Genomic DNA, 23,065 nt, shown 5'->3' with positions numbered 1-23,065 from the left:
GCGGGGCCCCGGCTCACTAGGAGCCCGTCGGATGTCCCCAGGCCCTGTGGGGATATCCGGCTACCTGGTGAGCCACCAGAGCAGCCACCTCCTCGCGTGCCTCGCCGCTCGTTCCGGCAGAAGCCGGATCAGCCGCATGACGAGAGTCGGTTTCCGCTCCTCGTGCGAGCCCATGTGGAGGCGTCCTCCCTTCGACGTGAGGCGGCCTGTCAGAGCCCCGGGGCCGCTCTCGTCGGGCCGGGTCCCGAGGGGACGGGACCCGGAGTGAAGGGAGGACGCGCCCATAGAGCGCGTCACGGGGCAAACGCTAATGAAGCCGACGGGGCTGCTGGGACGGAATCCGTGAGAGCCGCCCGGACGAGTGAATGGGCCCTTCGGGCATGACAAAGGCCCCGGTGCTCTGCTGAGCGCCGGGGCCTTTGCCCACATGGGATGGAGGAGCTGGGCTCCTCTGATCGTGGAGATGGCGGGAATCGAACCCGCGTCCAACGGTGCAGAATCAGGGCTTCTCCGTGTGCAGTTCGCTGTGATTTTCTCGGCCCCGGCAATCACGCGAACAAGTCGCCGACGGGCCCAGTCACTGTTTGGTTTCCCATCCGACCCCGCGACCGGGCCGAATGGTTTAGTCCCCTAGATTATGCCAGGATCCGGGTCGGGAACATCCCCGGTCTGACACCCGTTAGGGCCTTCACTCACTGCTTATTTAGGCAGCGAGGGCGAAGGCGCGGGAATCGCTCTTGGAATTGGCGATTATTGGTTGCGACATATGGTTAACGAGATCATTGCCGCTTCCTCGACACGCTTCACCTGCTTCGACAGCCGCTGTCGAAACCGATCATCCCCATGTTGTGTTTTCAAACCCCTCCGGGGAGGGTGCGCACCCGCTGTGGGGTGCAGTGCCATCGTACGTTAACAACGAGCGACGCTGCCACCGTATTCCGGCGGTGTCCCGCCCTACGCGCCCCGCTGCCTGCGCTTCGCCGCCGCGACAGCGCGGTCCGACTCCCGCCGGTCCTGCTGCTCCCGCAGGGTCTGTCGCTTGTCGTACTCCTTCTTGCCTCGGGCGAGGGCGATCTCGGCCTTGGCGCGGCCGTCCTTGAAGTACAGCGCGAGAGGCACGATCGTGTGTCCGGTCTCCTGGACCTTGGCCTCCAGCTTGTCGATCTCCTCCCGGTGCAGCAGCAGCTTGCGCTTGCGGCGCGCGGAGTGATTGGTCCAGCTGCCCTGGTGGTACTCGGGGATGTGGGCGTTGTGCAGCCACGCCTCACCCCGGTCGATCTGGACGAAGCCGTCGGTCAGCGAGCTCCGTCCCTCGCGCAGCGACTTCACCTCGGTGCCGGACAGCACGAGCCCAGCCTCGTAGGTGTCGATGATCGCGTAGTCGTGCCGCGCCTTCTTGTTCTGCGCGACGATCTTGCGCTTGCCGCCCTTCTCGCCGTCCCTGGCTTTGGCGGCCGTCCCCTGCTGCTTCTGCTGGGACTCTTTCGGTACGTACATTCCCTTGGCCATAGTGCCGTCCATTTTCGCACTACGGAGGGGGTGCGAGGGAAGCGGTTATGCGGGGGTCACGACGGATCGCCCAGGCCGCTGAGGACCGTCTCCGCCCGCTCCAGCGCCGCGGAGGACACCTCCAGGTCGGGGGTGATGCCCCGGCCGTCGACGATATGGCCCGAGGGGGTGCGGTAGTGGCCGACGGTGAGCTCGGCAACCGAGCCGTCGGGGAGGCGGGTGGGCATCTGGATGGAGCCCTTGCCGAAGGTGCGGGAGCCGAGGACGACCGCGCGGCCGCGGTCCTGGAGGGCGCCGGTGAGCATCTCGGCCGCGCTCATGGTGCCGCCGTCGACGAGCGCGACCAGCGGTCTTGCGGTGTCGCCGCCGGGCTCGGCGTGCAGGGAGCGCTGGACGCCGTGCACGTCGTAGGTGGCGACCAGACCGCCGTCCAGGAAGGCGGAGGCGGCGGTGACGGCCTCGGTGACCAGGCCGCCGGAGTTGCCGCGCAGATCCAGGACGATCCCGGCGTCGGCTGGGGCCTGGCGTACGGCGTTGCGTACCAGGTCCCCGGAGCCCTTGGTGAAGGCGGAGATCCTGATGACGGTGATACCGGCGGCCAGCTTGCGCACGGTCACCGAGTCGGTGGACAGCAGCGCCCTGCGCACTGTCTCGCTCCACGCGCGCGTGCCGCGCTGGAGGCCGAGGGTGACGGTCGTACCGACACGGGCGTCGGTGGCGTCACCGCGCAGTAATGAGACGACGTCGGTGACGGGCCGCCCGTCGACGTCCGCCCCGTCCACACTGCGCAGCCGGTCGCCCTTGCGGACCCCGGCGGCGGCCGCCGGCGACCCGGACTGCACCTTGGTCACCTCGATCCGGCCGTCCCGCTCCCGCCGGGCCCACAGCCCGACGCCGGTGTACTCGCCGTCGAGCGCTTCCTCGAACTCCTGGTACTCGCCCTCGGAGTAGACCGCGGCCCAGCGGTCCCCGCTGCGGCTGACGGCCCGTTCCGCCGCCTCCATGGGGGACGTGCCGTCGGCCATGGCCTCGGCGGCGGCCTTGGCGACATCCGCGCGCCCGGCGGCCGGACGGGCGGCTCCGGTCGGTGTCTTCCGGCCGGGCTGCCCCGGGTCGGGAAACGCCCCGGTGGCCGCGCCGGTCACCAACAGCCCTGCGAAGACCAACGTCAGAGCCGCCCCACGGCGAACCCGGCGGGGCTGACAGAACAGCTCAGGGCCTGACATGCCGGTGAGTCTAGGACAACGAAAAGGGCCGCACGGGCGGTTGCCCGTACGGCCCTCTTGGCATGCGTCACACCTTGAGGTACTTGCGCAGCGCGAAAAACGCTGCCAGCGCCGGCATCAGGAGGCTCGTCGCCAGGATGAGCGGGAGCTTCGTCAACACCGCGTCCCAGCCGATGAAGTTGATCAGGTTCAGCTTGTGGGACAGGTCCAGGCCGTGGTCGATGATGAAGTAGCGGGCGATCACCAGGAATCCGCAGGCGACCGTGCCGCCGATCAGGCCGGCGACAGCGGCCTCCGCGATGAACGGGGCCTGGATGTAGAAACCGGAGGCGCCGACCAGGCGCATGATGCCGGTCTCCCGCCTACGGCTGAACGCGGAGACGCGCACGGTGTTGACGATCAGCATCAGGGCGACGACCAGCATCAGCGCCATGACCATCCGGGCGGCCCAGTTCATGCCGTTGAGCAGGCCGAAGAGGTTGTCCAGGATGCCCTTCTGGTCCTGGACGGACTGCACGCCGTCGCGGCCGTTGAAGGCCGTCGCCACGACCTGGTACTTCTCCGGGTCCTTGAGCTTGATCCGGTACGACTCCTGCATCTGGTCCGGCGTGAGGGAGTCGGCCAGCGGCGAGTCGCCGAACTGCTCCTTGTAGTGCTTGTACGCCTCGTCCTGCGACTCGTAGGTGACCTTCTGGACGACCGCGGTCATCTTGTCGAGGTCGGCGAGGATCTGCTTCTTCTGGTCCTCGGTGACCGCACCCTTGGCGCAGTTGGGGTCCGACTGGGCGTCGCTCTTGTTGCACAGGAAGATCGAGACGTTGACCTTGTCGTACCAGTAGCCCTTCATGGTGTTGACCTGGTCGCTCATCAGGAGCGAGCCACCGAAGAGCGCCAGGGACAGGGCGACCGAGACGACGACCGCGAAGGTCATCGTCAGATTGCGGCGGAGACCGACTCCGATCTCCGACATTACGAACGAGGCGCGCATGGCGTCGGGTTATGCCTTTCCGTCGTGGAGCGCGGGGCGCGTGGGTTGCGTCGGAGCCGGAGTCAGTGCTGGTAGCCGTAGACGCCGCGGGCCTGGTCTCGGACGAGGCGGCCCTTCTCCAACTCGATGACGCGCTTGCGCATCTGGTCCACGATGTTCTGGTCGTGGGTCGCCATCACCACGGTGGTGCCGGTGCGGTTGATGCGGTCGAGGAGCTTCATGATGCCGACCGAGGTCTGCGGGTCGAGGTTGCCCGTCGGCTCGTCCGCGATCAGCAGCTTGGGGCGGTTCACGAAGGCACGGGCGATGGCCACGCGCTGCTGCTCACCACCGGAGAGCTCGCCGGGTCTGCGGTCCTCCTTGCCGCCGAGCCCGACGAGGTCGAGGACCTGGGGCACGGACTTGCGGATCTCGCCCTTGGACTTGCCGATGACCTCCTGCGCGAAGGCCACGTTCTCCGCGACCGTCTTGTTGGGCAGCAGGCGGAAGTCCTGGAAGACCGTCCCCAGCTGGCGGCGCATCTGCGGCACCTTCCAGTTGGAGAGACGGGCGAGGTCCTTGCCGAGGACGTGCACCTGACCGTGGCTGCACCGCTCCTCGCGGAGGATCAGCCGCAGGAAGGTGGACTTTCCGGAGCCGGAGGATCCCACGAGGAAGACGAACTCACCCTTCTCCACTTCCAGGGAGACATCCCTGAGTGCGGGGTGGGTCTGCTTGGGGTAGACCTTGGAGACATTGTCGAATCGGATCACGGATGCACCACGGGTCGCCGGGGGTAGATGAGCGTGACCATACGCGAACCGGGTGAGGAAGCGCAGTCGCCAGTCACGGTTGGGTGAGGCTTGTGCGGTTTTGTTCCGGGACAGAGTCTTCGGACTGCCCGGGCGAGGTACCCGGACGGCCGCGCCCTTTCCGGGGGAACCTGGCACAGTGGGAGGGGAACGTTCTCGTTCCGCGGAGCGTTGTGTAGGTAATGGCCGGTGCAAGGAGGGCGAGCACATGACGTACGACCGGTTGGTGTGCGCGAACTGTGCGGCGCCCGTGAACGAAGGCCGGTGCCCCGTGTGCCGTGCCAACCGCGAGCGTCTTCAGCAGGAGAGTTTCCTCGGCGGTCTGAACCCGATGGCGCTGATCGGGCTGCTGGCGGTGCTGATCGCCGCGGTGGCGCTGCTGGCGCACCAGACCGCGTAGCGAAACTCACACAAGCATGGCCGAAGGGCCCGGAGCCACGGCTCCGGGCCCTTCGCCGTACATCGCGCACACGCTCCGCGAGCGCGCGGCTACCGTCAGGCCGCGGCGCCGCCGTTGCCGCCCATGAGGCGGGGCAGCACACGGAAGCCGACACCGCCGGCGATCATCGTGGCAGCGCCGATGATCAGGAAGGCGGTCTGCCCGGCACCGGTCTCGGCGAGCTGGCCGCCCTGGGCCTTGGTGTTCGAGGAGCCGGTGTCGGTGAGGGCCGAGGTGCCCTCCTCCTGGGCGGAGGTGCCGGAGTTGCCGTCGGTGCCGGTGTTGTTGCCGTCACCGGTGCTGCCGCTACCGCTGGTGCTGGTGCTGCCGCCGGTCGGCTCGTCCGTGGGCTCGGTGGGCTCGCCGGTCGGCTGGGTGGGCTCGTCCGAGGGCTCGCTCGACTCGGACGGCGCCGAGCTGGTCGGCGGCTCGCTGGACGGCGGCGTGCTGGCCGGCTCGCTGCTGGCCGGGCCGGTCGGGATCCCGGTGTCGCTCGGGCTGGGCGAATCGGTGCCGTCGAGGTCGACGTTCGCGTGCACGCCGGTCTCGTCGGCCTCGACGCCGATGGAGAGGGCGGAGGCCGCGCCGGCGGCGGTCAGCGAGGCACCGGCGGCGATCACGACACCGGCGGCTATCCGCGCGACCCGGATCCGCGTCTTCTTGGTCATCTGGTTGCTACCCCCAGTAGCTGATAGTCAATGAGCGGGCGCATGGGGCCGGCGGTGATCGACGGGGGCGGTAAAGGCGGTGCCAAGTCCCCCGGTTCACATGCGCCCCAGAGATACGCATGCCACGCTTCACCCTTCCCATTTTTCAAAGCAACGTCAAGGCCGTTGCGCGCGCCATGTCCGGTTGCGCGTCGAATGCCGGGAGTTGAAGTGTGTGAGTGTGACGTAAAACCCAGGCATTAGCCGGACAAACGAGAACTGCCGCCACAGGGGCGGCAGTTCACGGTCGGCCGACTCGCCGTGGGCAAGTCGACAAAGTTACTTCTCCTGCTGCTTGCGCCAGCGAATTCCGGCCTCCAGGAAGCCGTCGATCTCGCCGTTGAACACGGCCTCGGGGTTGCCCACCTCGTACTCGGTCCGCAGGTCCTTGACCATCTGGTACGGGTGCAGCACGTACGACCGCATCTGGTTGCCCCAGGAGTTGCCGCCGTCGCCCTTGAGGGCGTCCATCTTGGCCTGTTCCTCCTGCCGGCGCCGCTCGAGGAGCTTGGCCTGGAGGACGTTCATCGCGGTCGCCTTGTTCTGGATCTGCGACCGCTCGTTCTGGCAGGAGACGACGATGCCGGTGGGGATGTGGGTGAGGCGCACCGCGGAGTCGGTGGTGTTGACGCCCTGGCCGCCGGGACCGGACGACCGGTAGACGTCCACCCGGAGCTCGGACTCGTCGATCTCGATGTGGTCGGTCTGCTCGACCACGGGGAGGATCTCGACGCCCGCGAAGGAGGTCTGGCGGCGGCCCTGGTTGTCGTAGGGCGAGATCCGCACGAGGCGGTGCGTGCCCTGCTCGACGGAGAGCGTCCCGTAGGCGTACGGCACCTGCACGGCGAAGGTGGTCGACTTGATGCCGGCCTCTTCCGCGTACGACGTCTCGATGAGCTCGGTCTTGTAGCCCTTCTGCTCCGCCCAGCGCAGGTACATCCGCTGCAGCTTCTCGGCGAAGTCGGCGGCGTCGACGCCACCGGCCTCGGCGCGGATGTTGACGAGCGCCTCGCGGGAGTCGTACTCCCCGCTGAGCAGCGTCCGGACCTCCATCTCGTCCAGCGCCTTCTTGACGGCGGCGAGCTCGGACTCGGCCTCGGCGCGGGTGTCCGGGTCGTCCTCCTCCTCGGCCATCTCGAAGAGCACGGAAAGATCGTCGATCCGCCCGCGCAGCGCCTCGGCCTTCCTGACCTCGGCCTGCAGGTGGCTCAGCTTGCTGGTGATCTTCTGCGCCTCGTCCGGGTTGTCCCACAGGGACGGCGCGGCCGCCTGCTCCTCGAGCACGGCGATGTCTGCCCTCAGCTTGTCGAGGTCCAGAACGGCCTCGATCGACTCCATGGTCGAGGAGAGGGACTTGAGCTCTTCGGATACATCGACGACTGCCACGCCTCCAGCGTAACGGCTCCGCCAACCGAGGATGGCCGACGGGCCTCGCCCTGCCGCCTCCGCCGACCGGCCTCGCCCGCCCACCCACCCGACTCGACAGGGGAAGGGGCGAGCGCGAAGACGAGACGGCCGCAGGGGGTAGGGGCGGGGGGCTCGGATCCCGCTCCGGGGCACATCGCACCTTTGGCTCCCGCCGCCACACACACCCCACCGGGCTCGCATCCCACATCCCCGCACACCCCACGAAGCCCAGGCCCCGCCTCCCCACACGCCCCACCGGCCTCAGGCCCCGCTTCGCCTCGGGGTCCGGGGCGGAGCCCCGTGGCGGGGGCTCTGTGGCCTGCCGAGTCGGGTGGGCGGGTGGGAAAAAGGGCGGCGGAGCCGCCGGCAGGTCACGGCGTCGATGTGCTGTGTGTCTCCTGGGGAGGGGAGTCGTCGCCGGACGATGCCAGCCACGCGCCGACACCCACCACCGCCGCCACCGCCACGCCCGCCACCGCGAACGTGACCCTCCGTCGCCGCGCCGCGACACGGTGCCGCGCCGACCCCGGCCGCGGCGCCCCCGCCGCCCTGGGCACCCGCGCCGTACCCCGCGCGCCGCCCGCCAGCTCGTCCGGCGCCGGCACCCTCATCGACGTATGCGTGTCCCGGTTGGAGTCCGGCTTCGCGCCCGGCACCAGGGAGACGGCCCCCCGTCGCCGTACCCGCTGCTCCTCCGCCGCCGGGGCGGCGGCCGCCTCCTCGGTCTCCTCCGCCGCCTCCGTCTCCGGCTCGTCGACATCCAGCGGTGGCATCCCCGCCAGCATCGGCAGCTGCTCCCGCAGCCGCGCGGCCAGCTCGGACGCGCGCAGCCGGGAGGCCGGCGCCTTCGCCAGGCACTGGACGAGCAGCTGCCAGAGCTCCTCGGGGATCCCGGGGAGCGGGACGACGGTCTCGGTCACATGGCGGCGCAGCACCGCTCCCGGGTGGCCGCCGCCGAAGGGGGTGAAGCCCGCGAGAAGCTCGTACAGGACCGTAGCGAGCGCGTAGATGTCCACCGACGCGCGGGGCGGCAGGCCCTCGACGATCTCGGGGGCGAGATAGTCCGGGGTACCGATGATCTTCGTGGCCCGGGTCCGCTTCGGGGAGTCGATCAGCTTCGCCACCCCGAAGTCGGTCAGGAGGGCGGGGTGGGAGCCGCCGGGGCCCAGCGGGCCCTGCATGTCCAGGAGGACGTTCTCCGGCTTCACGTCCCGGTGCACCACGCCCGCCGCGTGCGCCGCAGCCAGCCCGTCCGCGATGTCCGCGACGATCGCCACCGCCGCCTCGGGCGCCAGCCGCCGCTCCCGTTCGAGGCGGGTGCGCAGATCGGTGCCCCGGACCAGGTCCATGACGAGGGCCAGGTCGTTGCCGTCGACGACCAGGTCGCGGACGGACACGACGTTGGGGTGTTCGAGACCGAGCAGGGCCGTGCGCTCCTGCACGAAGCGGCCCACCAGCTCCTCGTCGGAGGCGAGGTCCTCACGCAGCAGCTTGATGGCGACGGGCCCGTCCGGTCCCTCGCCCAGCCACACCGTGCCGGCGCTGCCCCGCCCCAGGATCTGGTTCGCGGTGTACCGGCTGCCGATCTTCCGTGCCAAGACTGCTCCTACCGACGCGTGTTGCCGATAAAAGTACGCGTCCGAAGAGCCAACCTTCACCCCGGAGGCGGAAATCACCCGCCAGATGTCGACAAATCCCCAGAGTCGCGGTCAGTTGCCGGAGCCGCTGCCCACGCTGTTGATGAAGCTGCCGATCGACTTCGTCCAGTCCTTCAGCTGGCTCCAGTAGCCCTCGCCCTGCCCCACCCAGGTGTGCACCGGCGTCAGGTCCCAGATCAGCCAGCCCGCGACGAACACGATGACGATCAGGAACAGGCAGCCCTTGAGGCAGCCGAGTCCGGGGATCTTCATCGGGTTGGCGCTGCGCCGGCGTGGCTCCCGCGGCTCCCGTGGCTCCCGCGGCTCGCGGGGGGCCCGCTGCGGCTCGGCCGGGGGCGCGTAGCGCTGCTGCGGCTGCTGCGGCGGGGCGTACTGCTGCTGCGGCTGGTGGCCGTACCCCGCGGGCTGCTGCTGGCCGTATCCACCCTGGCCGCCCTGCCCGCGCGGCTGCGGCCGGCGTACCGGCTGCTGCTGCGGGGCCTGGCGCGGCGGCTGCTGCTGCGGGCGGGCCACCTGCCGCTGGGGACGGCGGCGCAGCGGGTCCTCGCCCGGGTCGAGGTACTGGACCTGCGTCTGCTCGTTGCGGTCGCGGGCCGCGCGGAGCTGGGTCTGCCAGGGGTGCGGCTGTTCCGGCTGCTGCTGGCCCGGCTGTCCCTGGGGCATCGGCGGCATGACGGCCGTCGGATCGGCCGCGCCCGTGTTCGGCAGTACGGCGGTCGGGTCGGCGGCGCCCGCCGGCCCGCCGGTGTGCGGCAGGAAGCTGGTCGCCGCGTTCGGGTCGTACGTCCCCATCGGCGCCCCCATCGGCGCGCCCGTGTTCGGCAGCACCTGGGTCGGGTCGGCCGCGCCCGGTACGGCCGGCGACGCCGGGTCGGGGGCCAGCAGTGCGCCGACGCCCTCGGCCGCCGCGATCTGCGCGGAGTTCGCGTGCACGCCGACGCCCTCGGCGACGACGCGCAGGCCGCGCGCGAGGTTCTCGGCGCTGGGGCGTTCGGCGGGGTTCTTGCGCAGGCAGCGCTCTATGACCGTCCACAGCGGGTCGGGGACGGTCGAGGGGCGGCGGGGCTCGGCGCTGAGGTGCTGGTGCAGGACCTCCAGGGCGCTGCCGCCGGAGAACGGCGGGCGGCCGGTGACCAGCTCGTACAGCAGGATGCCCGCGCCGTAGATGTCGACGGCGCCGGTCTGCGGGCGGCCCTCGGCGGACTCCGGGGCGATGTACGCGGGCGTGCCGACGAACTCGTGGGTGCGGGTCAGACCCGGGGAGTCGGCGAGGCGGGCGATGCCGAAGTCGGTCAGCATCGGGTGCATCTGGCCGTTGTACTGCTGGAGCAGCACGTTGGCGGGCTTCAGGTCGCGGTGCACGACGCCGTCGGCGTGGCTGGCGGCGAGCGCGTCGGCGACCTGGGCGGTCAGCAGCGCGGCGGCGACGGGCGTGAGGGGGCCGTTCTCGCGCAGGTAGCGGTGCAGGTCGGGGCCGTCGACGAGGTCCATCACCAGGGCCAGCAGATCACCCTCGACGACCAGGTCACGGACCCGGACGATGTTCGGGTGGGTCAGCCGGAGCAGCACGGAGCGCTCCCGCAGGAAGCGCATCACGATGTCGGCGTCGTTCGCGAGCTCTTCCTTGAGGACCTTGATCGCGACGGTCTCGCCGGGCTGGCCGGGCACGGCCGCCTCGGCGCCCGCGGTCTCCCGCTGGCGGGCACGCCAGACGGTACCGGTGGCGCCGCGTCCGAGCGGCTCCTCCAGGAGGTACTTGCTGCCTACCGGCCGCACGTCATGCACTCCCTGTTGCTTGCTGGTGGGTCCGACCCTGTGTCCGACCCACTGTAGTGCCGTGATGCCCGGCACCGGGTTTTCGTCCGGCTGTGCTTTCCCCTGCCCGGTAGGCAGCCGGTAAGCGTTCCGGACGTATCCCCATACGTAGGCGTTCCCGTACGCGTTCGATGGAAAGACGCTTGCTTCTGTCCGGTGGTTGCCGGGGCCCGACGTGACCGATCTCAAGTGATCGCCCGCGTGGCACTTGGCAGGCACTTTTGGGGGCAGAGCTGACCAATCAAGATCACTTACCATCGGGGCGTGGGCGCGTTGTCAGCAGCAGGTGCGAGGATGCGTGCGACAGCAGAACTGGCCGACGCGCTAGTGGTGGTGGGGGGAATTCCGCGCCCGCGCAGAAGGGACCGCTGACGCCGATGCAGATCCGGCTGACCGTCGTAGACCCGCTGGGCCCTGCCGCGCAGCGGGGCCGGGCCGTGAGCCGCGACGTGCTGGTGACGGCACCGGCGGGCACGGACCTGGCCGCGGTGGCCTCCGCGCTGGCCTCGGCGGTCACCGGCGACGGCAGCCTGGGCGGCCGCGAGCCGAGCAGCGCGCCCGTGGTGCTGTACGCCGGCGTGGAGCGGCTGGACGCCCGCCGCCGCATCCTGGGCGAGCCCCCGCTGGTCGACGGCGCCATGCTGTCCCTGGGCGCCCCCGCGGCCCCCGAACCGCATCCCGAGCTGGACGACGCCCCGACCCAGCTGCACGTGGTGGCCGGGCCCGACGCGGGCGGGGTCCACCTCCTGCACGGCGGCCAGATCACCATCGGCCGCTCCGCCGACGCCGACGTCCCGCTCGACGACCCGGACGTCTCCCGGCTGCACTGCGCGGTCACGGTCGCCGCCGACGGCCGCGTCTCGGTCGCCGACCTGAACTCCACCAACGGCACGGCCCTGGACGGCACCCGCGTCACCGACCGCCCGGTCCGCCTCACCCCGGGCGCCCTGCTGCGCATCGGGGAATCGGCCCTGCGGCTTACGCCGTCCGGGGGGCCGGGGGCCCGGCTGGGCACGGCACCCGACGGGGAGGGGTGCGTGCGGGTGCTGACGGAGGGCGAGGGGGCCGACGGCGACGCCGGCACCGATGCCGGTACGGCCGTGCCGGCTCCGGCCGGCCGCACCCATCACGCCTACGGCACGGCGGGCTGGGGAGCCCCGGGCGGCGCGCCGGGGGGCCGCCAGCACGGCGCGGTGGACCCGACGGTCGTCCCCGCGCAGGGCGACGCGCCGAGGATCGAGAGCCGCCCGGATCCCCGGACGACCACCGGGATGCCCGGCCCTCGCGGTTCCTCCGGCGACACACACGCGGGCCGCACCGGAATACTCGGCGACCCGGGCGACGCCCGAAGCGCCTCCACCGGGGCCGCGGGCGCCGGGGCCACGTCTCACGGATCCACAACCGCCGGACGCACACCCACCGGCCCCACGTCTCACGGATCTGCGAACGCCGGGACCACGAACGCCGGATCCGCAGCTCACGGATCCACAACCGCCGGACGCACACCCACCGGCCCCACCGCCTACGGCACCGCGCCCACCGGCGCCACGGCCTCCGAGCCGACGGCAGCGCACCGGACCTCCCCGGAGGCCGCCCGGTCGGCCGGGCACCCGGCCGGTGACGCCTCCGCCGCGCACTTCGACGACCCCGCCGCCTCCTCCGGCAGGCGCAAGGGCACGCCTCTGCGCGGCACCGACGCCCCTGTCCTGCCCGGCGCCCGCAGGCGCGGCGGCCTCGGCGCCTGGGCGCGGCGCCTGGCCGGCGGGCGGGGTGAACCCACGTCGGCCGGCGCCGACGAGACCGTGGCCGACGACGACTTCGCCGCGTCCCCCGACGCTCCCGCCCAGCCCGAGACCTGGCCCGACCCGGCCGCCCTGCTCCTCACCGCGCTGGGACCCGGCCCCCGCCTCTGGGAGCGCGGCCCCGGCCACCCGGAGACGCTCACGGTCCGGCTCGGTACGGCGGACCGGCCGACGCCGGGCGGCTCGGGCCTGCTCCCCGCCGTGCCCGTCACCGCCGGCCTGCGCGAGGCCGGTGCCCTGGGCCTGGCGGGCCCGCGCACCCGCCTCTCCGGTCTCGCCCGCTCGGTACTGGCCCAGCTCGCCGCGCTGCACTCGCCCGACCTGCTGGAGATCGTCCTGATCAGCGCGGACCGGGCCCGCCCGCTGGAGGAGCGCACGGCGGAGTGGTCCTGGCTCGGCTGGCTCCCGCACGTCCGTCCCGGGCACGGCCAGGACTGCCGCCTCCTGCTGGCCTACGACCGCGAACAGGCGGCGGCCCGCGTGGAGGAGCTGCTGCGCAGGGTGGAGGACATGTCCGCACCCCGGCGGCCGGCCACCCCGTCCGACCGCCCGACCTCGGCACCGACCCCGATGCCGGCCCCGGCACGGACGGCTGGCGCCTCCCCCGCAGACGCCGCCCAGCGCCCCTCCTGGGCCCGTGCCGACCTCGGCGCCGCCGACGACAAGGGCGGCTTCCCCGGGCCGTACACGGTCGTCGTCGTGGACGGCGATCCCGGCGGCTCGGCCCTGCGCGACGCGGTGGCGCGGCTGGCGGTCGCCGGTCCGCGCGCCGGAGTGCATGTGATCTGCCTGGCCGAGACGGCACCCACTTCGTCCACCTCCCCGGTCGAGGAGACCTACGAGGCGGCGTGCGCGGTGACGCCGACGTTCCGGGAGTGCGGGGCGGTGGCCCTGCTCAGCGGGGACGTGGCCACGGCGTTGCACCTCATGCGGGTCTCCACCGGCCCGGTCGGCCCCGGCACCCTGGCCGCGGTGGACGCGGTCTCACCGGCCTGGGCCGAGCGGTTCGCGCGGGCGCTGGCCCCGCTGCGCCCCGACGGCCCGGGCGCCGACCGGCACACGCGCGTGACCGCCCCGCTCCCCCAGTCCGCCCGTCTGCTGGACGAGCTGGGGCTGGCGAGGGCGACCCCGGCGTCGCTGATGGCCCGCTGGGCGGATGCGGCGGACGACGCCGAGTCGCTGGGCGGCCGGGCCCGTGCGGTGCTCGGTGCCGGACCGCGCGGCCCGCTCGGTGCCGACCTGGTGGCCGACGGTCCGCATCTGCTGATCGAGGGCCCGTCCGGCAGCGGCCGTACGGAGCTGCTGCGGGCGATGGTCGCCTCGCTGGCGGCCGCCGATCGCCCGGACCGGCTCGGGATCGTCCTGATCGACGGCCGCGACGGCGTCGGCACGGGTGCCGGGCACGGCGAGGGCCTCCGGGTCTGTACGGACATACCGCATGTCACGACCCATCTCACCGCCAACGACCCGGTCCGGATGCGTGAATTCGCCCAGTCGCTGAGCGCCGAGCTGAAGCGGCGGGCCGAACTGCTGGGCCGCTCCGACTTCAACGACTGGCACGCGCAGCGGGAGATCTCGGGCCGGATCGTCCCCCAGCGCACCCGCCCCACCTCGGGCGCCGCCGACATAGAAGCCCCGCCGAGCTCGACGCTCCGGCTGCGCCCGTCGGCCGGCGCCGCGGCCCGCCGGCCCACCGAGACGCCCCCGCCGTTGCCCCGTCTGGTGGTCGTGGTCGACGACCTGGACGCCCTGGTCTCCCCCGCGCTCGGTTCACCGGGCCGCCCGGCCGCCGGTTCCGTGATGCGGGCGCTGGAGGCGGTGGCGAAGGAGGGCGAGCGGCTCGGCGTCCACCTGGTCGCCGCGGCCGGCACCGGCGGTCGTACGGCGGAGACGGAACCGGCCCGGCAGGCCACCCTGCGCGTCACCCTGGACACACCGGCCGGCGGCCCCGACGAACCGGCCCCGGGCCGCGGCCGCCTCACCACCCCGGACGGCCGTACCACCGCGTTCCAGGCGGGCCGTGTCACGGGCCGTATCCCCCGTACGGCGACCCAGCGCCCCACGGTGGTCCCCCTCGACTGGCCCCGCATGGGCGATCCCCCGGCCCGCCGCCCGGTCCGGGAACTGGGCAACGGCCCGACGGACCTGGCGTTGCTGGCGAGCGCGGTGGAGCGGGCGGCCCGGGAGGTCTCCGCGGCGGAGGTCCCCTCGCTTCTTTGACCGATCACCGCTTCTGCGATCAGCCCACGATCACGAGGCGATCACGATCCCCGGCCCTCACCGGCAGGCACCCTTGCCGCGCACGCGGCCCCCGCGTAGACCGGAGCGCACGGGACAGAGTTCTGGCGTTCAATGAGGAACGACGAACGGGGAAGTGATGCGCGCCATGAGCAACACCATCCGGACAAGCAGGGCCGTCACCACACTCGCCGCACTCCTCGCGGGAGCCCTCGCGCTCACCGCCTGCGGAGGCGGCAACGACAAGACGTCCGGCGGCGGGAACAGCACCGGCGCCACCGGGACGAGCACCCTCACCCTCCCGAAGCTGAACGGCACCGACCTGGAGGTCGCCGCCGTCTGGACGGGGCAGGAGCAGAAGAACTTCAAGCAGGTCCTCGCGGAGTTCGAGAAGCGCACCGGTGCGAAGGTCACCTTCGTGCCCGCGCAGGACCCGATCATCAACTTCCTCGGCTCGAAGATCGCGGGCGGTCAGCCGCCGGACATCGCGCTGCTGCCGCAGCCCGGCGCGATCAAGCAGGCCGTCCAGAAGGGCTGGGCGAAGCCGCTGAGCGCCGACACGATCACGGAAGTGCAGAAGAACTACTCGCAGGGCTGGCAGGACATCGGCAAGGTCGACGGCAAGCAGTACGGCGTCTACTACAAGGCCGCCAACAAGTCGCTGATCTGGTACAACGCCAAGGTCTTCGAGAACGCGGGGGCCAAGGAGCCCAAGACCTGGCAGGACCTGCTGACGGCGGCGCAGGCGGTGTACGACTCGGGTGTCACACCGTTCTCGATCGGCGGCGCGGACGGCTGGACGCTGACCGACTGGTTCGAGAACGTGTACCTCTCGCAGGCGGGCCCGGAGAAGTACGACCAGCTCGCCCAGCACAAGATCAAGTGGACGGACCCGAGCGTCGCGCAGGCGCTGACCACGCTCGCCCAGATCTGGGGCAAGAAGGGGTACATCGCGGGCGGCGCGAACGGCGCGCTGCAGACGGAGTTCCCGGCGTCGGTCACCCAGACCTTCACCGGCGGCGCCCAGCCGAAGGCCGCGATGGTCTACGAGGGCGACTTCGTGCAGGTCAACATCGGTGAGACCAAGGCACAGGTGGGCACGGACGCGAAGGTGTTCCCGTTCCCGAGCGTGGGCTCGACCGCGCCCGTGGTCTCCGGCGGTGACGCGGCCGTCGTCTTCAAGGACTCCAAGGGCGCACAGGCGCTGGCGAAGTTCCTGGCCTCCCCGGACGCGGCGACGATCCAGGCGAAGCTCGGCGGCTATCTGTCGCCGAACAAGAACGTGGCGAACTCGGCGTACCCGAACGAGGTGCAGCGCAAGATCGCCCAGGCCCTGATCGCCTCCGGCGACGACTTCCGCTTCGACATGTCCGACCAGGCCCCGCAGGCGTTCGGCGGCACCCCGGGCAAGGGCGAGTGGAAGGACCTCCAGGACTTCCTGCAGAACCCGACGGACGTCGCGGGCACCCAGGCGAAGCTGGAGAAGGACGCGGCGGCCGCCTACGGCAGCGGAAGCTGACCCGGCGATGGCGTCACCCGCCACGGCGGGGGTCCCCGGGACCCCCGCCGACCCGCGCCCCCGCCGCCGCAAGAGCGTGACCGGCACCCGCAAGTCCGTGGCGGTTCTCTTTCTGCTCCCCGCCCTGGTACTGCTCGGCGCGCTCGTGGTCTACCCGATCGGGTACTCGCTGATCCGCAGCTTCTACAACGCCAACGGTGACGGGTTCGCCGGCTTCGACAACTACAAGGCGATCTTCACGGACGACGGCATCCGCACCGCCCTGAAGAACAACATCATCTGGGTGGTGTTCGCGCCGACCGTCTCCACCGCCCTCGGCCTGGTCTTCGCGGTGCTGACCGAACGGATCCGCTGGGGAACGGCGTTCAAACTGGTCGTCTTCATGCCGATGGCGATCTCCATGCTGGCCGCCGGCATCATCTTCCGGCTGGTCTACGACCAGGACCCGGACAAGGGCGTCGCCAACGCGGTCTGGGTCGGCATCCACGACACCTTCGCCCAGTCGTCGGCGTTCCCGAACGCCCACCCGGGCCGCGATTCACCCCTGAAGCCGTACCAAGGCGGCTTCATCACCACGGCCACCGTCCGCACCGGGCAGACCGTCGCCCTCCCGCTCGTCGGAGTCGCCCCCGACCAGATGCCGAAGGGCGCGAAGAGCGCCGTGGCGGCCAAGCCCGACCCGGCGAAGATCACCGGCACCACCTGGCAGGACTTCACCCGCGGCAAGGGCGTCGGCAGGCTCGGCGTGCCCGACCCGTCCGAGCTCGGCTACGACGGGATGCGGATCGAGGCGGTCAAGAACGGCAAGGTGGTGGCATCGGCCAAGGCGGCGGCAGACGGCACCTTCACCCTCCCCGCCGCCGCGGACGGGGCCCAGCTCCAACTCCCCGCGAGCAACTTCAAGCAGCCCTACAACGGCGTCGACTGGCTCGGCCCGACCCTGGTCACCCCCGCCATCATCGGGTCGTACGTCTGGATGTGGGCGGGCTTCGCGATGGTGCTGATCGCGGCCGGGCTCGCGGGCGTGCCCCGGGAACTCCTGGAGGCGGCCCGTGTCGACGGCGCGACCGAGTGGCAGGTGTTCCGCAAGGTCACCGTGCCGCTCCTCGCACCGGTCCTCGCGGTCGTCACCGTCACCCTGATGATCAACGTGCTGAAGGTCTTCGACCTCGTGTACATCATCGCGCCGGGCTCCTCGCAGGACGACGCGAACGTGCTCGCCCTGGAGCTGTACCGCAAGGGCTTCTCGGAGGGGCAGCCGGGCATCGCGAGCGCCATCGCGGTGTTCCTGCTGCTTCTCGTCATCCCGGTGATGTGGTTCAACGTCCGTCGGCTGAGGCGGGAGGAGCGGCGATGAGCTGGCTGCTGGAGAAGATCAACGGCGGTCTGGTCCGCTTCTTCCTGATCGTCGTCGCCCTGTTCTGGCTGGTGCCGACGATCGGCCTGCTCGCCTCCTCGCTCCGTTCGCCGGACGACATGAGCGCGAGCGGCTGGTGGCAGGTGTTCAGCAAGCCGTCCCAGCTCACCTTCGAGAGTTACCAGAAGCTCCTGGAGAACAGCGACATCACCAACTCCCTCTGGAACACGGTCCTGATCACCGTCCCGGCGACGATCCTGGTCGTCGCCATCGGGGCGCTGGCCGGTTACGCGTTCGCGTGGATGGAGTTCCCGGGCCGGGACTGGTGGTTCCTGATCGTGGTCAGTCTGCTGGTGGTGCCGGTCCAGGTGGCGCTGATCCCGATCGCCGAACTCTTCGGGAAGATCGGTCTGTTCGGGACGATCTTCGGGGTGATCCTCTTCCATGTCGGCTTCGGTCTGCCGTTCGCGGTGTTCCTGCTGCGGAACTTCTTCGCGCAGATCCCGCGGGAGCTGCTGGAGGCGGCGCGCCTGGACGGCGCCGGTGAACTGCGCCTGTTCACCCGGGTGGTGATGCCGCTGGGCGGGCCGGCGATCGCGAGCCTGGGCATCTTCCAGTTCCTGTGGGTGTGGAACGACATGCTGGTCGCACTGGTGTTCACCAAGTCGGGCACCCAGCCGATCACGGTGGCGCTGCAGACCCAGGTCCGGCAGTTCGGCAACAACATCGACGTCCTCGCCCCCGGCGCCTTCATCTCGATGGTCATCCCGCTGGCCGTGTTCTTCGCGTTCCAGCGGCAGTTCGTGTCCGGGGTGATGGCGGGCGCGGTCAAATAGCGCAGAGGCGGTACCCGCGGAGGGCGGGCCGGCAACCGGCTCGCCCTTCCGCTGTCGCCGGCGGCGTTCCCCCACATGACGTAAGGAACCGTAACCAAATCATTCCATTGGCCGTTCCCGGGCAGAACGCCCGCGCCGACCGACCCATGGATGCCCCTTGCCCAGGTTCAGTGTCATTGTCCCCGCGTACAAGGTCCAGGCGTATCTGTCCGAGTGCCTGGAATCGGTGCTCTCGCAGTCGTACCCCGATCTCGAACTGATCGCCGTGGACGACTGTTCACCGGACGCCTGCGGCGCGATCATCGACGAGTACGCGGCCCGTGACGCACGGGTCCGGCCCGTGCACCTGACGGAGAACCAGGGCCTGGGCGGCGCCCGCAACGCGGGGATGGAGCAGGCGCGCGGCGACTACCTGCTCTTCCTGGACAGCGACGACACCCTCACGCCCGACGCGCTGCGCGCGATCGCGGACCGGGTCAAGGAGAGCGGTGAGCCGGACGTCCTCGTGTACGACTACGCGCGGACGTTCTGGACGGGCCGGGCGGAGCGCAACAAGGTCGCGTCGCAGCTGACCGAGGAAGGGCCGGCGCCGTTCCGCCTAGAGGACCGGCCCGGGCTGCTCCGGGTGCTGATGGTGGCCTGGAACAAGGCGTACCGGCGGGAGTTCGTCGAGGAGCACGGCTTCGCCTTCCCGCCCGGCTACTACGAGGACACCCCCTGGACCTACCCGGTCCTGATGGCCGCCGGGTCGATCGCCACCCTCGACCGCGTCTGTGTGCACTACCGGCAGCGACGGCGGGGCAGCATCCTCTCCACCACCAGCCGCAAACACTTCGACATCTTCGAACAGTACGACCGGGTCTTCGCGTTCATCGAGGAGCGGCCCGAACTCGACCGCTGGCGACCGGTGTTGTTCCGCCGCATGATCGACCACTTCTCGACGGTGTTCACCAAGCGGGACCGCCTCCCGAAGGGCACCCGTGCCGAGTTCCTGCGCAAGGCCCGCGCCCACTACCGCTGTTACCGGGCCAAGGGCACCCAGGTTCCTCCCCCACTCTCGGCTCCGCTCGAGCGGGGGTACCCCCATCGCACCCGGCTGCGCCACGCCCTCGTCCACTACGGCCTGCACCGTACCTACCGCGCCCTCCAGCTGGCGATGTCCGCGCGCCGCCGCACCCTCAAGGCGGGCGTCAAGTTCGCCCGCGGCCTGCGCTCGGCCCTCCTCCAGCTCCACTACCGCGTCCAGCTGCGCCTCCCGCTGCGCGCCGACCGCGCGGTCTTCGCCGCCTACTGGAACCGCGGCCACGGCTGCAATCCTGGTGCGCTGGAGGCGGCGTTCCGCAGCCACGCCCCGCACATCCGCACCGCCTGGATCGCCCGCCCCGAGCACCAGCAAGCGATCCCGCCGGGCCCGCGCCCGCTGCGTCCGGGCACCCTCGCCTACTGGACGGCGCTGGCCCGCTCCAAGTACCTGGTGAACAACGTCAACTTCGACCGCCGGCTGCGCAAGCGCCCCGGCCAGGTGTTCGTGCAGACCCAGCACGGCACTCCCCTCAAGCACATGGGCCTGGACCTCCAGGAACACCCGGCGGCCGCCGCCGACATGGACTTCGAGGAACTCCTGCGGGGCGTCGACAAGTGGGACTTCCTCCTCTCCGCCAACCGCCACACCACCCTCACCTGGGAGCGCGTCTACCCCGGCGGCTACACCACCCTGGAGTACGGCTATCCGCGCAACGACGTCTTCCAGCAGGCCACCTCCGCCGACGTGACCCGGATCCGCGCGTCGCTCGGTGTCCCCGAGGACACGGTCGCCCTGCTGTACGCCCCCACCCACCGCGACTACCGGCGCACCCAGCGCTCCGCCCTCGACCTGGACCGGATCGTGCGCCGCCTCGGCCCGCGCTTCGTGATCCTGGCCCGCGCCCACTACTGGCACGACGGCCCGCTCGGGGCCGGGGGGCGGGTGATCGACGTCAGCGACCACCCGAGCGTGGAGTCCCTCTGCCTGGCCTCGGACGCGCTGATCACCGACTACTCGTCGATCATGTTCGACTACGCCAACCTGGACCGGCCGATCGTCGTGCACACCGAGGACTGGGACGCCTACCACGCGGCCCGCGGCACCTACTTCGACCTGCGTTCCAGCCCGCCCGGCGCGGTCGCCCGCACCGAGGACGAGCTGATCGACATCTTCGCCACCGGCCACTGGCGCGGCTCCCGCTCCGCGGAGCTGCGGGCCGCGTTCCGCGAGCGGTTCTGCCGGTACGACGACGGACGCGCCGCCGAACGGGTCGTACGGCATGTGGTGCTCGGCGAGCCGGCCGGGCTGCCGAAGGTCATCCCTCTTGATGAGCGGCACCCGGTTCCGTCGGCCGCCTCGGGGCTCGCCCACTCCCCGCTCGCCACCGTTCCGCAACCTTCCGGCCACCTGCCCGTCACCGAGAGCCGCTGAACGCCGTTTGCCTTTCAGGGAGTTTCTCCATGGCCCCCCACACCTCGCGGCCCACTCCGTCCCGGCCGTCCACCTGGCGACCGACGGGGAGACCGGGCCGCTTGCACACCTGAGAAAGAGCAGCATGCCCCGCTTCAGCATCATCGTCCCGTCCCACGGGGTCGCCGGCCGGCTGTCCCAGGCGCTGGACTCGGTCCTCGCCCAGTCCTTCGGAGACCTGGAGCTGATCCCGGTCTGCGACGCGCCCGACGCCCCGGCCGCCTCGGTCGCCGCCGGATACGCCGAGCGGGACTCCCGGGTGACCCCGGTGCACTCACCGCCGTCCGCCGGGCTGAGCAGGGCCCGCAACACCGGGATGCGGGCGGCGAACGGCACATATCTGCTGTTCCTCGACGGCGACGACGTACTGGTCCCCGGCGCGCTGGCACTCCTCGACGCGCGGCTGGCCGAGGCCGGTGACGTGGACGTCCTGTACTTCGAGCACGAACGCATGCCCTGGTGGGAGGGCGAGCCGGGCAACCCGGCGGCGCCGCTGCTGGCGGGCGTTCCGCAGGGCGCCTTCGCCCCGGACCAGGCACCCGCGCTGACCGGTGTGGCACTGCCGGCCTGGAGCGCCGCCTATCGCCGGACCTTCGTCGAGGACCGGCGGCTGCTGTTCCCCGACGGTCATTTCACGGACCTCGGCTGGGGCGGTCTGACCACGGTCGCCGCCGAGCGGATCGCGGTGCTGCGCTCGGTGGTCGTACGGCACCGGCTGCGCCGGCAGGGCAGCCGGCTCAACCTCCCCGGGCCGCACCAGCACGAACTCCTCGACCAGGCCGAGCTGGTCCTGGAGCGGGCCGCAGCGCTGCCGGGCGAGCGGGCCCGGCCGCTGTTCGAGCAGGTCTTCGGGGTGGTGCTGAGGACGGCCGCGCGGCCGGACCGGATGCCGGGCGGGCGACGGGCCTTCTTCCGGCGGGCGGGGCGGCTGCACCGTACGTACCGGCCGGCCGGGTTCCGGATGCCGGGCGGGAGCATCGGTGTGCAGCACCGGCTCCTCGCGGCGGGCGCGTACACGGCGTTCCGGGCGCTGCGCGGGGTCAACCAGGCGGCCGCGCGGGCGGCCGAGCGGCTGCCCCGGCCGCACATGCCGCTCACCCGGCTGCGCTACGCCCTCGAACTGCGCCGCCCGCTGGACCCGCACCTCGCCGTGTACTGCGCCTACTGGGGGCGCGGCTACACCTGCAACCCGGCCGCGATCCATGCCACGGCCCGTGAACTCGCCCCGCGCATCCGCTCGGTGTTCCTGGTCGAGGCCGACCAGGCGCACGCCATGCCGGAGGGCGTCGAGTACGCGGTGATCGGCAGCCACCGCTACTGGCAGGTGCTGGCCCGCGCCAAGTACCTGGTGAACAACGCCAACTTCGCCGAGGGGGTCGTCAAGCGGCCCGGCAGTGTGCACCTGCAGACCCAGCACGGCACCCCGCTGAAGAAGATGGGCGTCGACCAGTCGACGTACCCGGTGGTCGCCGCCCAGACCGGCAGCTTCACCAAGCTCCTCGGCCGGGTCGACCGCTGGGACTTCAACCTCTCCGCCAACCGCCACTCCACCGAGACCTGGGAGCGCGCCTTCCCGGGCTCGTACGAGGCGCTGGAGTACGGCTATCCGCGCAACGACGTCTACTACACGGCGTCCGCCCACGACGTGGTCCGTGCCCGGCGCAAGCTCGGCGTCCCGGACGGCAGGACGGCCGTCCTGTACGCGCCGACCCACCGCGACCACCACACCGGCTTCGAGCCCGGCCTCGACCTGGAGGCGTTCTGCGAGGCGGCCGGCGAGAACGTCGTCGTACTGCTGCGCGCGCACTACTTCTACGACCGGGGGGCGTTCCGGAACACCGGCCGGGTCATCGACGTCACCGCGCACCGCTCCGCCGAGGACGTGTGTCTGGCCGCGGACGCGCTGATCACCGACTACTCCTCCATCATGTTCGACTACGCCAACCTGGACCGGCCGATCGTGGTCTACGCCGACGACTGGGAGGTCTACCGGCACACCCGGGGCGTCTGCTTCGACCTGATGGCCGAGCCGCCCGGCCCGGTCGCCCGCACCCCGGAGGAGCTGGCCCGGATCTTCCGCGACGGCTCCTACGCGGGCCCGGAGTCCAAGCAGCTGCGGGCCGGGTTCCGGGCCCGCTTCTGCCAGTTCGACGACGGTCTGGCCGCCGAGCGGGTCGTCCGGCGGGTCTTCCTCAACCAGCCACCGGAGGCGATCCCGGCGGTGATCCCCCTGGCAGAGCGCCTGCCGGCGCCGACCGCGACCCTTGTCAGGAGCTGAC

General features: G+C 71.5%; 15 protein-coding genes and 1 other RNA gene. 7 read left to right on the top strand and 9 right to left on the bottom strand.

Annotation, left to right across the window (positions count from 1 at the left end):
* Positions 1–455 precede the first annotated feature (455 nt).
* From ssrA to ftsE, 5 genes are all read right to left on the bottom strand, one after another.
* Positions 456–843: a transfer-messenger RNA gene (gene ssrA, locus ACIRR9_RS49260) on the bottom strand.
* Positions 844–954: 111 nt separating this feature from the next.
* The gene (smpB, locus tag ACIRR9_RS49255; protein ID WP_403766489.1) at positions 955–1,497 is read right to left on the bottom strand and encodes an SsrA-binding protein SmpB; all 543 of its coding nucleotides are present in this window, start codon (positions 1,495–1,497) and stop codon (positions 955–957) included.
* A gap of 68 nt (positions 1,498–1,565) precedes the next feature.
* Complete coding sequence (locus ACIRR9_RS49250; protein WP_365347112.1) at positions 1,566–2,735, bottom strand: S41 family peptidase; 1,170 nt, start codon at positions 2,733–2,735, stop codon at positions 1,566–1,568.
* Between the two features lie 67 nt (positions 2,736–2,802).
* Positions 2,803–3,723 carry a permease-like cell division protein FtsX gene (gene ftsX, locus ACIRR9_RS49245; RefSeq protein WP_123976567.1) on the bottom strand — a complete coding sequence of 307 codons (921 nt, stop codon included), beginning with the start codon at positions 3,721–3,723 and terminating at the stop codon, positions 2,803–2,805.
* Positions 3,724–3,785: 62 nt separating this feature from the next.
* Positions 3,786–4,475 carry a cell division ATP-binding protein FtsE gene (gene ftsE / locus ACIRR9_RS49240; RefSeq protein WP_059203505.1) on the bottom strand — a complete coding sequence of 230 codons (690 nt, stop codon included), beginning with the start codon at positions 4,473–4,475 and terminating at the stop codon, positions 3,786–3,788.
* Positions 4,476–4,722: 247 nt separating this feature from the next.
* Here ftsE and ACIRR9_RS49235 point away from each other — a divergent pair, with 247 nt between their 5' ends.
* Positions 4,723–4,914 carry a hypothetical protein gene (locus ACIRR9_RS49235; protein ID WP_046729173.1) on the top strand — a complete coding sequence of 64 codons (192 nt, stop codon included), beginning with the start codon at positions 4,723–4,725 and terminating at the stop codon, positions 4,912–4,914.
* 95 nt (positions 4,915–5,009) lie between these two features.
* Here ACIRR9_RS49235 and ACIRR9_RS49230 read toward each other — a convergent pair whose 3' ends face one another.
* The 4 genes from ACIRR9_RS49230 to ACIRR9_RS49215 form a co-directional block, all read right to left on the bottom strand.
* Positions 5,010–5,621: a hypothetical protein gene (locus tag ACIRR9_RS49230; RefSeq protein ID WP_403766483.1), complete on the bottom strand. Its 612-nt coding sequence runs from the start codon at positions 5,619–5,621 to the stop codon at positions 5,010–5,012.
* A gap of 318 nt (positions 5,622–5,939) precedes the next feature.
* Positions 5,940–7,046, bottom strand: coding sequence for a peptide chain release factor 2 (gene prfB / locus ACIRR9_RS49225; protein ID WP_403766480.1), 1,107 nt, complete (start codon positions 7,044–7,046; stop codon positions 5,940–5,942).
* 392 nt (positions 7,047–7,438) lie between these two features.
* Positions 7,439–8,665: a serine/threonine-protein kinase gene (locus ACIRR9_RS49220; protein WP_384556009.1), complete on the bottom strand. Its 1,227-nt coding sequence runs from the start codon at positions 8,663–8,665 to the stop codon at positions 7,439–7,441.
* A 111-nt stretch (positions 8,666–8,776) separates the two neighbouring features.
* Complete coding sequence (locus ACIRR9_RS49215; RefSeq protein WP_403766476.1) at positions 8,777–10,501, bottom strand: serine/threonine-protein kinase; 1,725 nt, start codon at positions 10,499–10,501, stop codon at positions 8,777–8,779.
* A gap of 416 nt (positions 10,502–10,917) precedes the next feature.
* On the opposite strand from ACIRR9_RS49215, the gene ACIRR9_RS49210 reads away from it, so the two are divergent.
* The 6 genes from ACIRR9_RS49210 (at position 10,918) to ACIRR9_RS49185 (ending at position 23,064) form a co-directional block, all read left to right on the top strand.
* A complete protein-coding gene (locus ACIRR9_RS49210) occupies positions 10,918–14,562 on the top strand; it encodes an FHA domain-containing protein (RefSeq protein ID WP_403766473.1) in 3,645 nt (1,214 codons plus the stop codon).
* Positions 14,563–14,719: 157 nt separating this feature from the next.
* Positions 14,720–16,099: an ABC transporter substrate-binding protein gene (locus ACIRR9_RS49205; protein ID WP_403766470.1), complete on the top strand. Its 1,380-nt coding sequence runs from the start codon at positions 14,720–14,722 to the stop codon at positions 16,097–16,099.
* 7 nt (positions 16,100–16,106) lie between these two features.
* On the top strand, positions 16,107–17,456 hold the full coding sequence (locus ACIRR9_RS49200; protein ID WP_403766468.1) for a carbohydrate ABC transporter permease: 1,350 nt from the start codon (positions 16,107–16,109) through the stop codon (positions 17,454–17,456).
* Positions 17,453–18,292: a carbohydrate ABC transporter permease gene (locus ACIRR9_RS49195; protein WP_403766466.1), complete on the top strand. Its 840-nt coding sequence runs from the start codon at positions 17,453–17,455 to the stop codon at positions 18,290–18,292. Before ACIRR9_RS49200 ends, ACIRR9_RS49195 begins: the two co-directional genes overlap by 4 nt.
* A 157-nt stretch (positions 18,293–18,449) precedes the next feature.
* Complete coding sequence (locus ACIRR9_RS49190; protein ID WP_403766464.1) at positions 18,450–20,747, top strand: CDP-glycerol glycerophosphotransferase family protein; 2,298 nt, start codon at positions 18,450–18,452, stop codon at positions 20,745–20,747.
* Positions 20,748–20,871: 124 nt separating this feature from the next.
* The gene (locus ACIRR9_RS49185) at positions 20,872–23,064 is read left to right on the top strand and encodes a CDP-glycerol glycerophosphotransferase family protein (protein ID WP_403766462.1); all 2,193 of its coding nucleotides are present in this window, start codon (positions 20,872–20,874) and stop codon (positions 23,062–23,064) included.
* Position 23,065: the final 1 nt, after the last annotated feature.

Source organism: Streptomyces sp. NPDC101234 (assembly GCF_044767525.1).
GTDB lineage: Bacteria > Actinomycetota > Actinomycetes > Streptomycetales > Streptomycetaceae > Streptomyces > Streptomyces sasae.
This window is presented reverse-complemented; position numbering and strand designations above follow the sequence as displayed.

Excerpts from the sequence above, each read along its gene's own strand:
- smpB (WP_403766489.1), bottom strand. The coding sequence starts at position 1,497 with ATGTACGTACCGAAAGAGTCCCAGCAGAAGCAGCAGGGGACGGCCGCC.
- ACIRR9_RS49200 (WP_403766468.1), top strand. The coding sequence starts at position 16,107 with ATGGCGTCACCCGCCACGGCGGGGGTCCCCGGGACCCCCGCCGACCCG.
- ftsX (WP_123976567.1), bottom strand. The coding sequence starts at position 3,723 with ATGCGCGCCTCGTTCGTAATGTCGGAGATCGGAGTCGGTCTCCGCCGC.
- ACIRR9_RS49230 (WP_403766483.1), bottom strand. The coding sequence starts at position 5,621 with ATGACCAAGAAGACGCGGATCCGGGTCGCGCGGATAGCCGCCGGTGTC.
- ACIRR9_RS49205 (WP_403766470.1), top strand. The coding sequence starts at position 14,720 with ATGCGCGCCATGAGCAACACCATCCGGACAAGCAGGGCCGTCACCACA.
- ACIRR9_RS49185 (WP_403766462.1), top strand. The coding sequence starts at position 20,872 with ATGCCCCGCTTCAGCATCATCGTCCCGTCCCACGGGGTCGCCGGCCGG.
- ACIRR9_RS49210 (WP_403766473.1), top strand. The coding sequence starts at position 10,918 with ATGCAGATCCGGCTGACCGTCGTAGACCCGCTGGGCCCTGCCGCGCAG.
- ACIRR9_RS49235 (WP_046729173.1), top strand. The coding sequence starts at position 4,723 with ATGACGTACGACCGGTTGGTGTGCGCGAACTGTGCGGCGCCCGTGAAC.
- ACIRR9_RS49250 (WP_365347112.1), bottom strand. The coding sequence starts at position 2,735 with ATGTCAGGCCCTGAGCTGTTCTGTCAGCCCCGCCGGGTTCGCCGTGGG.
- ACIRR9_RS49195 (WP_403766466.1), top strand. The coding sequence starts at position 17,453 with ATGAGCTGGCTGCTGGAGAAGATCAACGGCGGTCTGGTCCGCTTCTTC.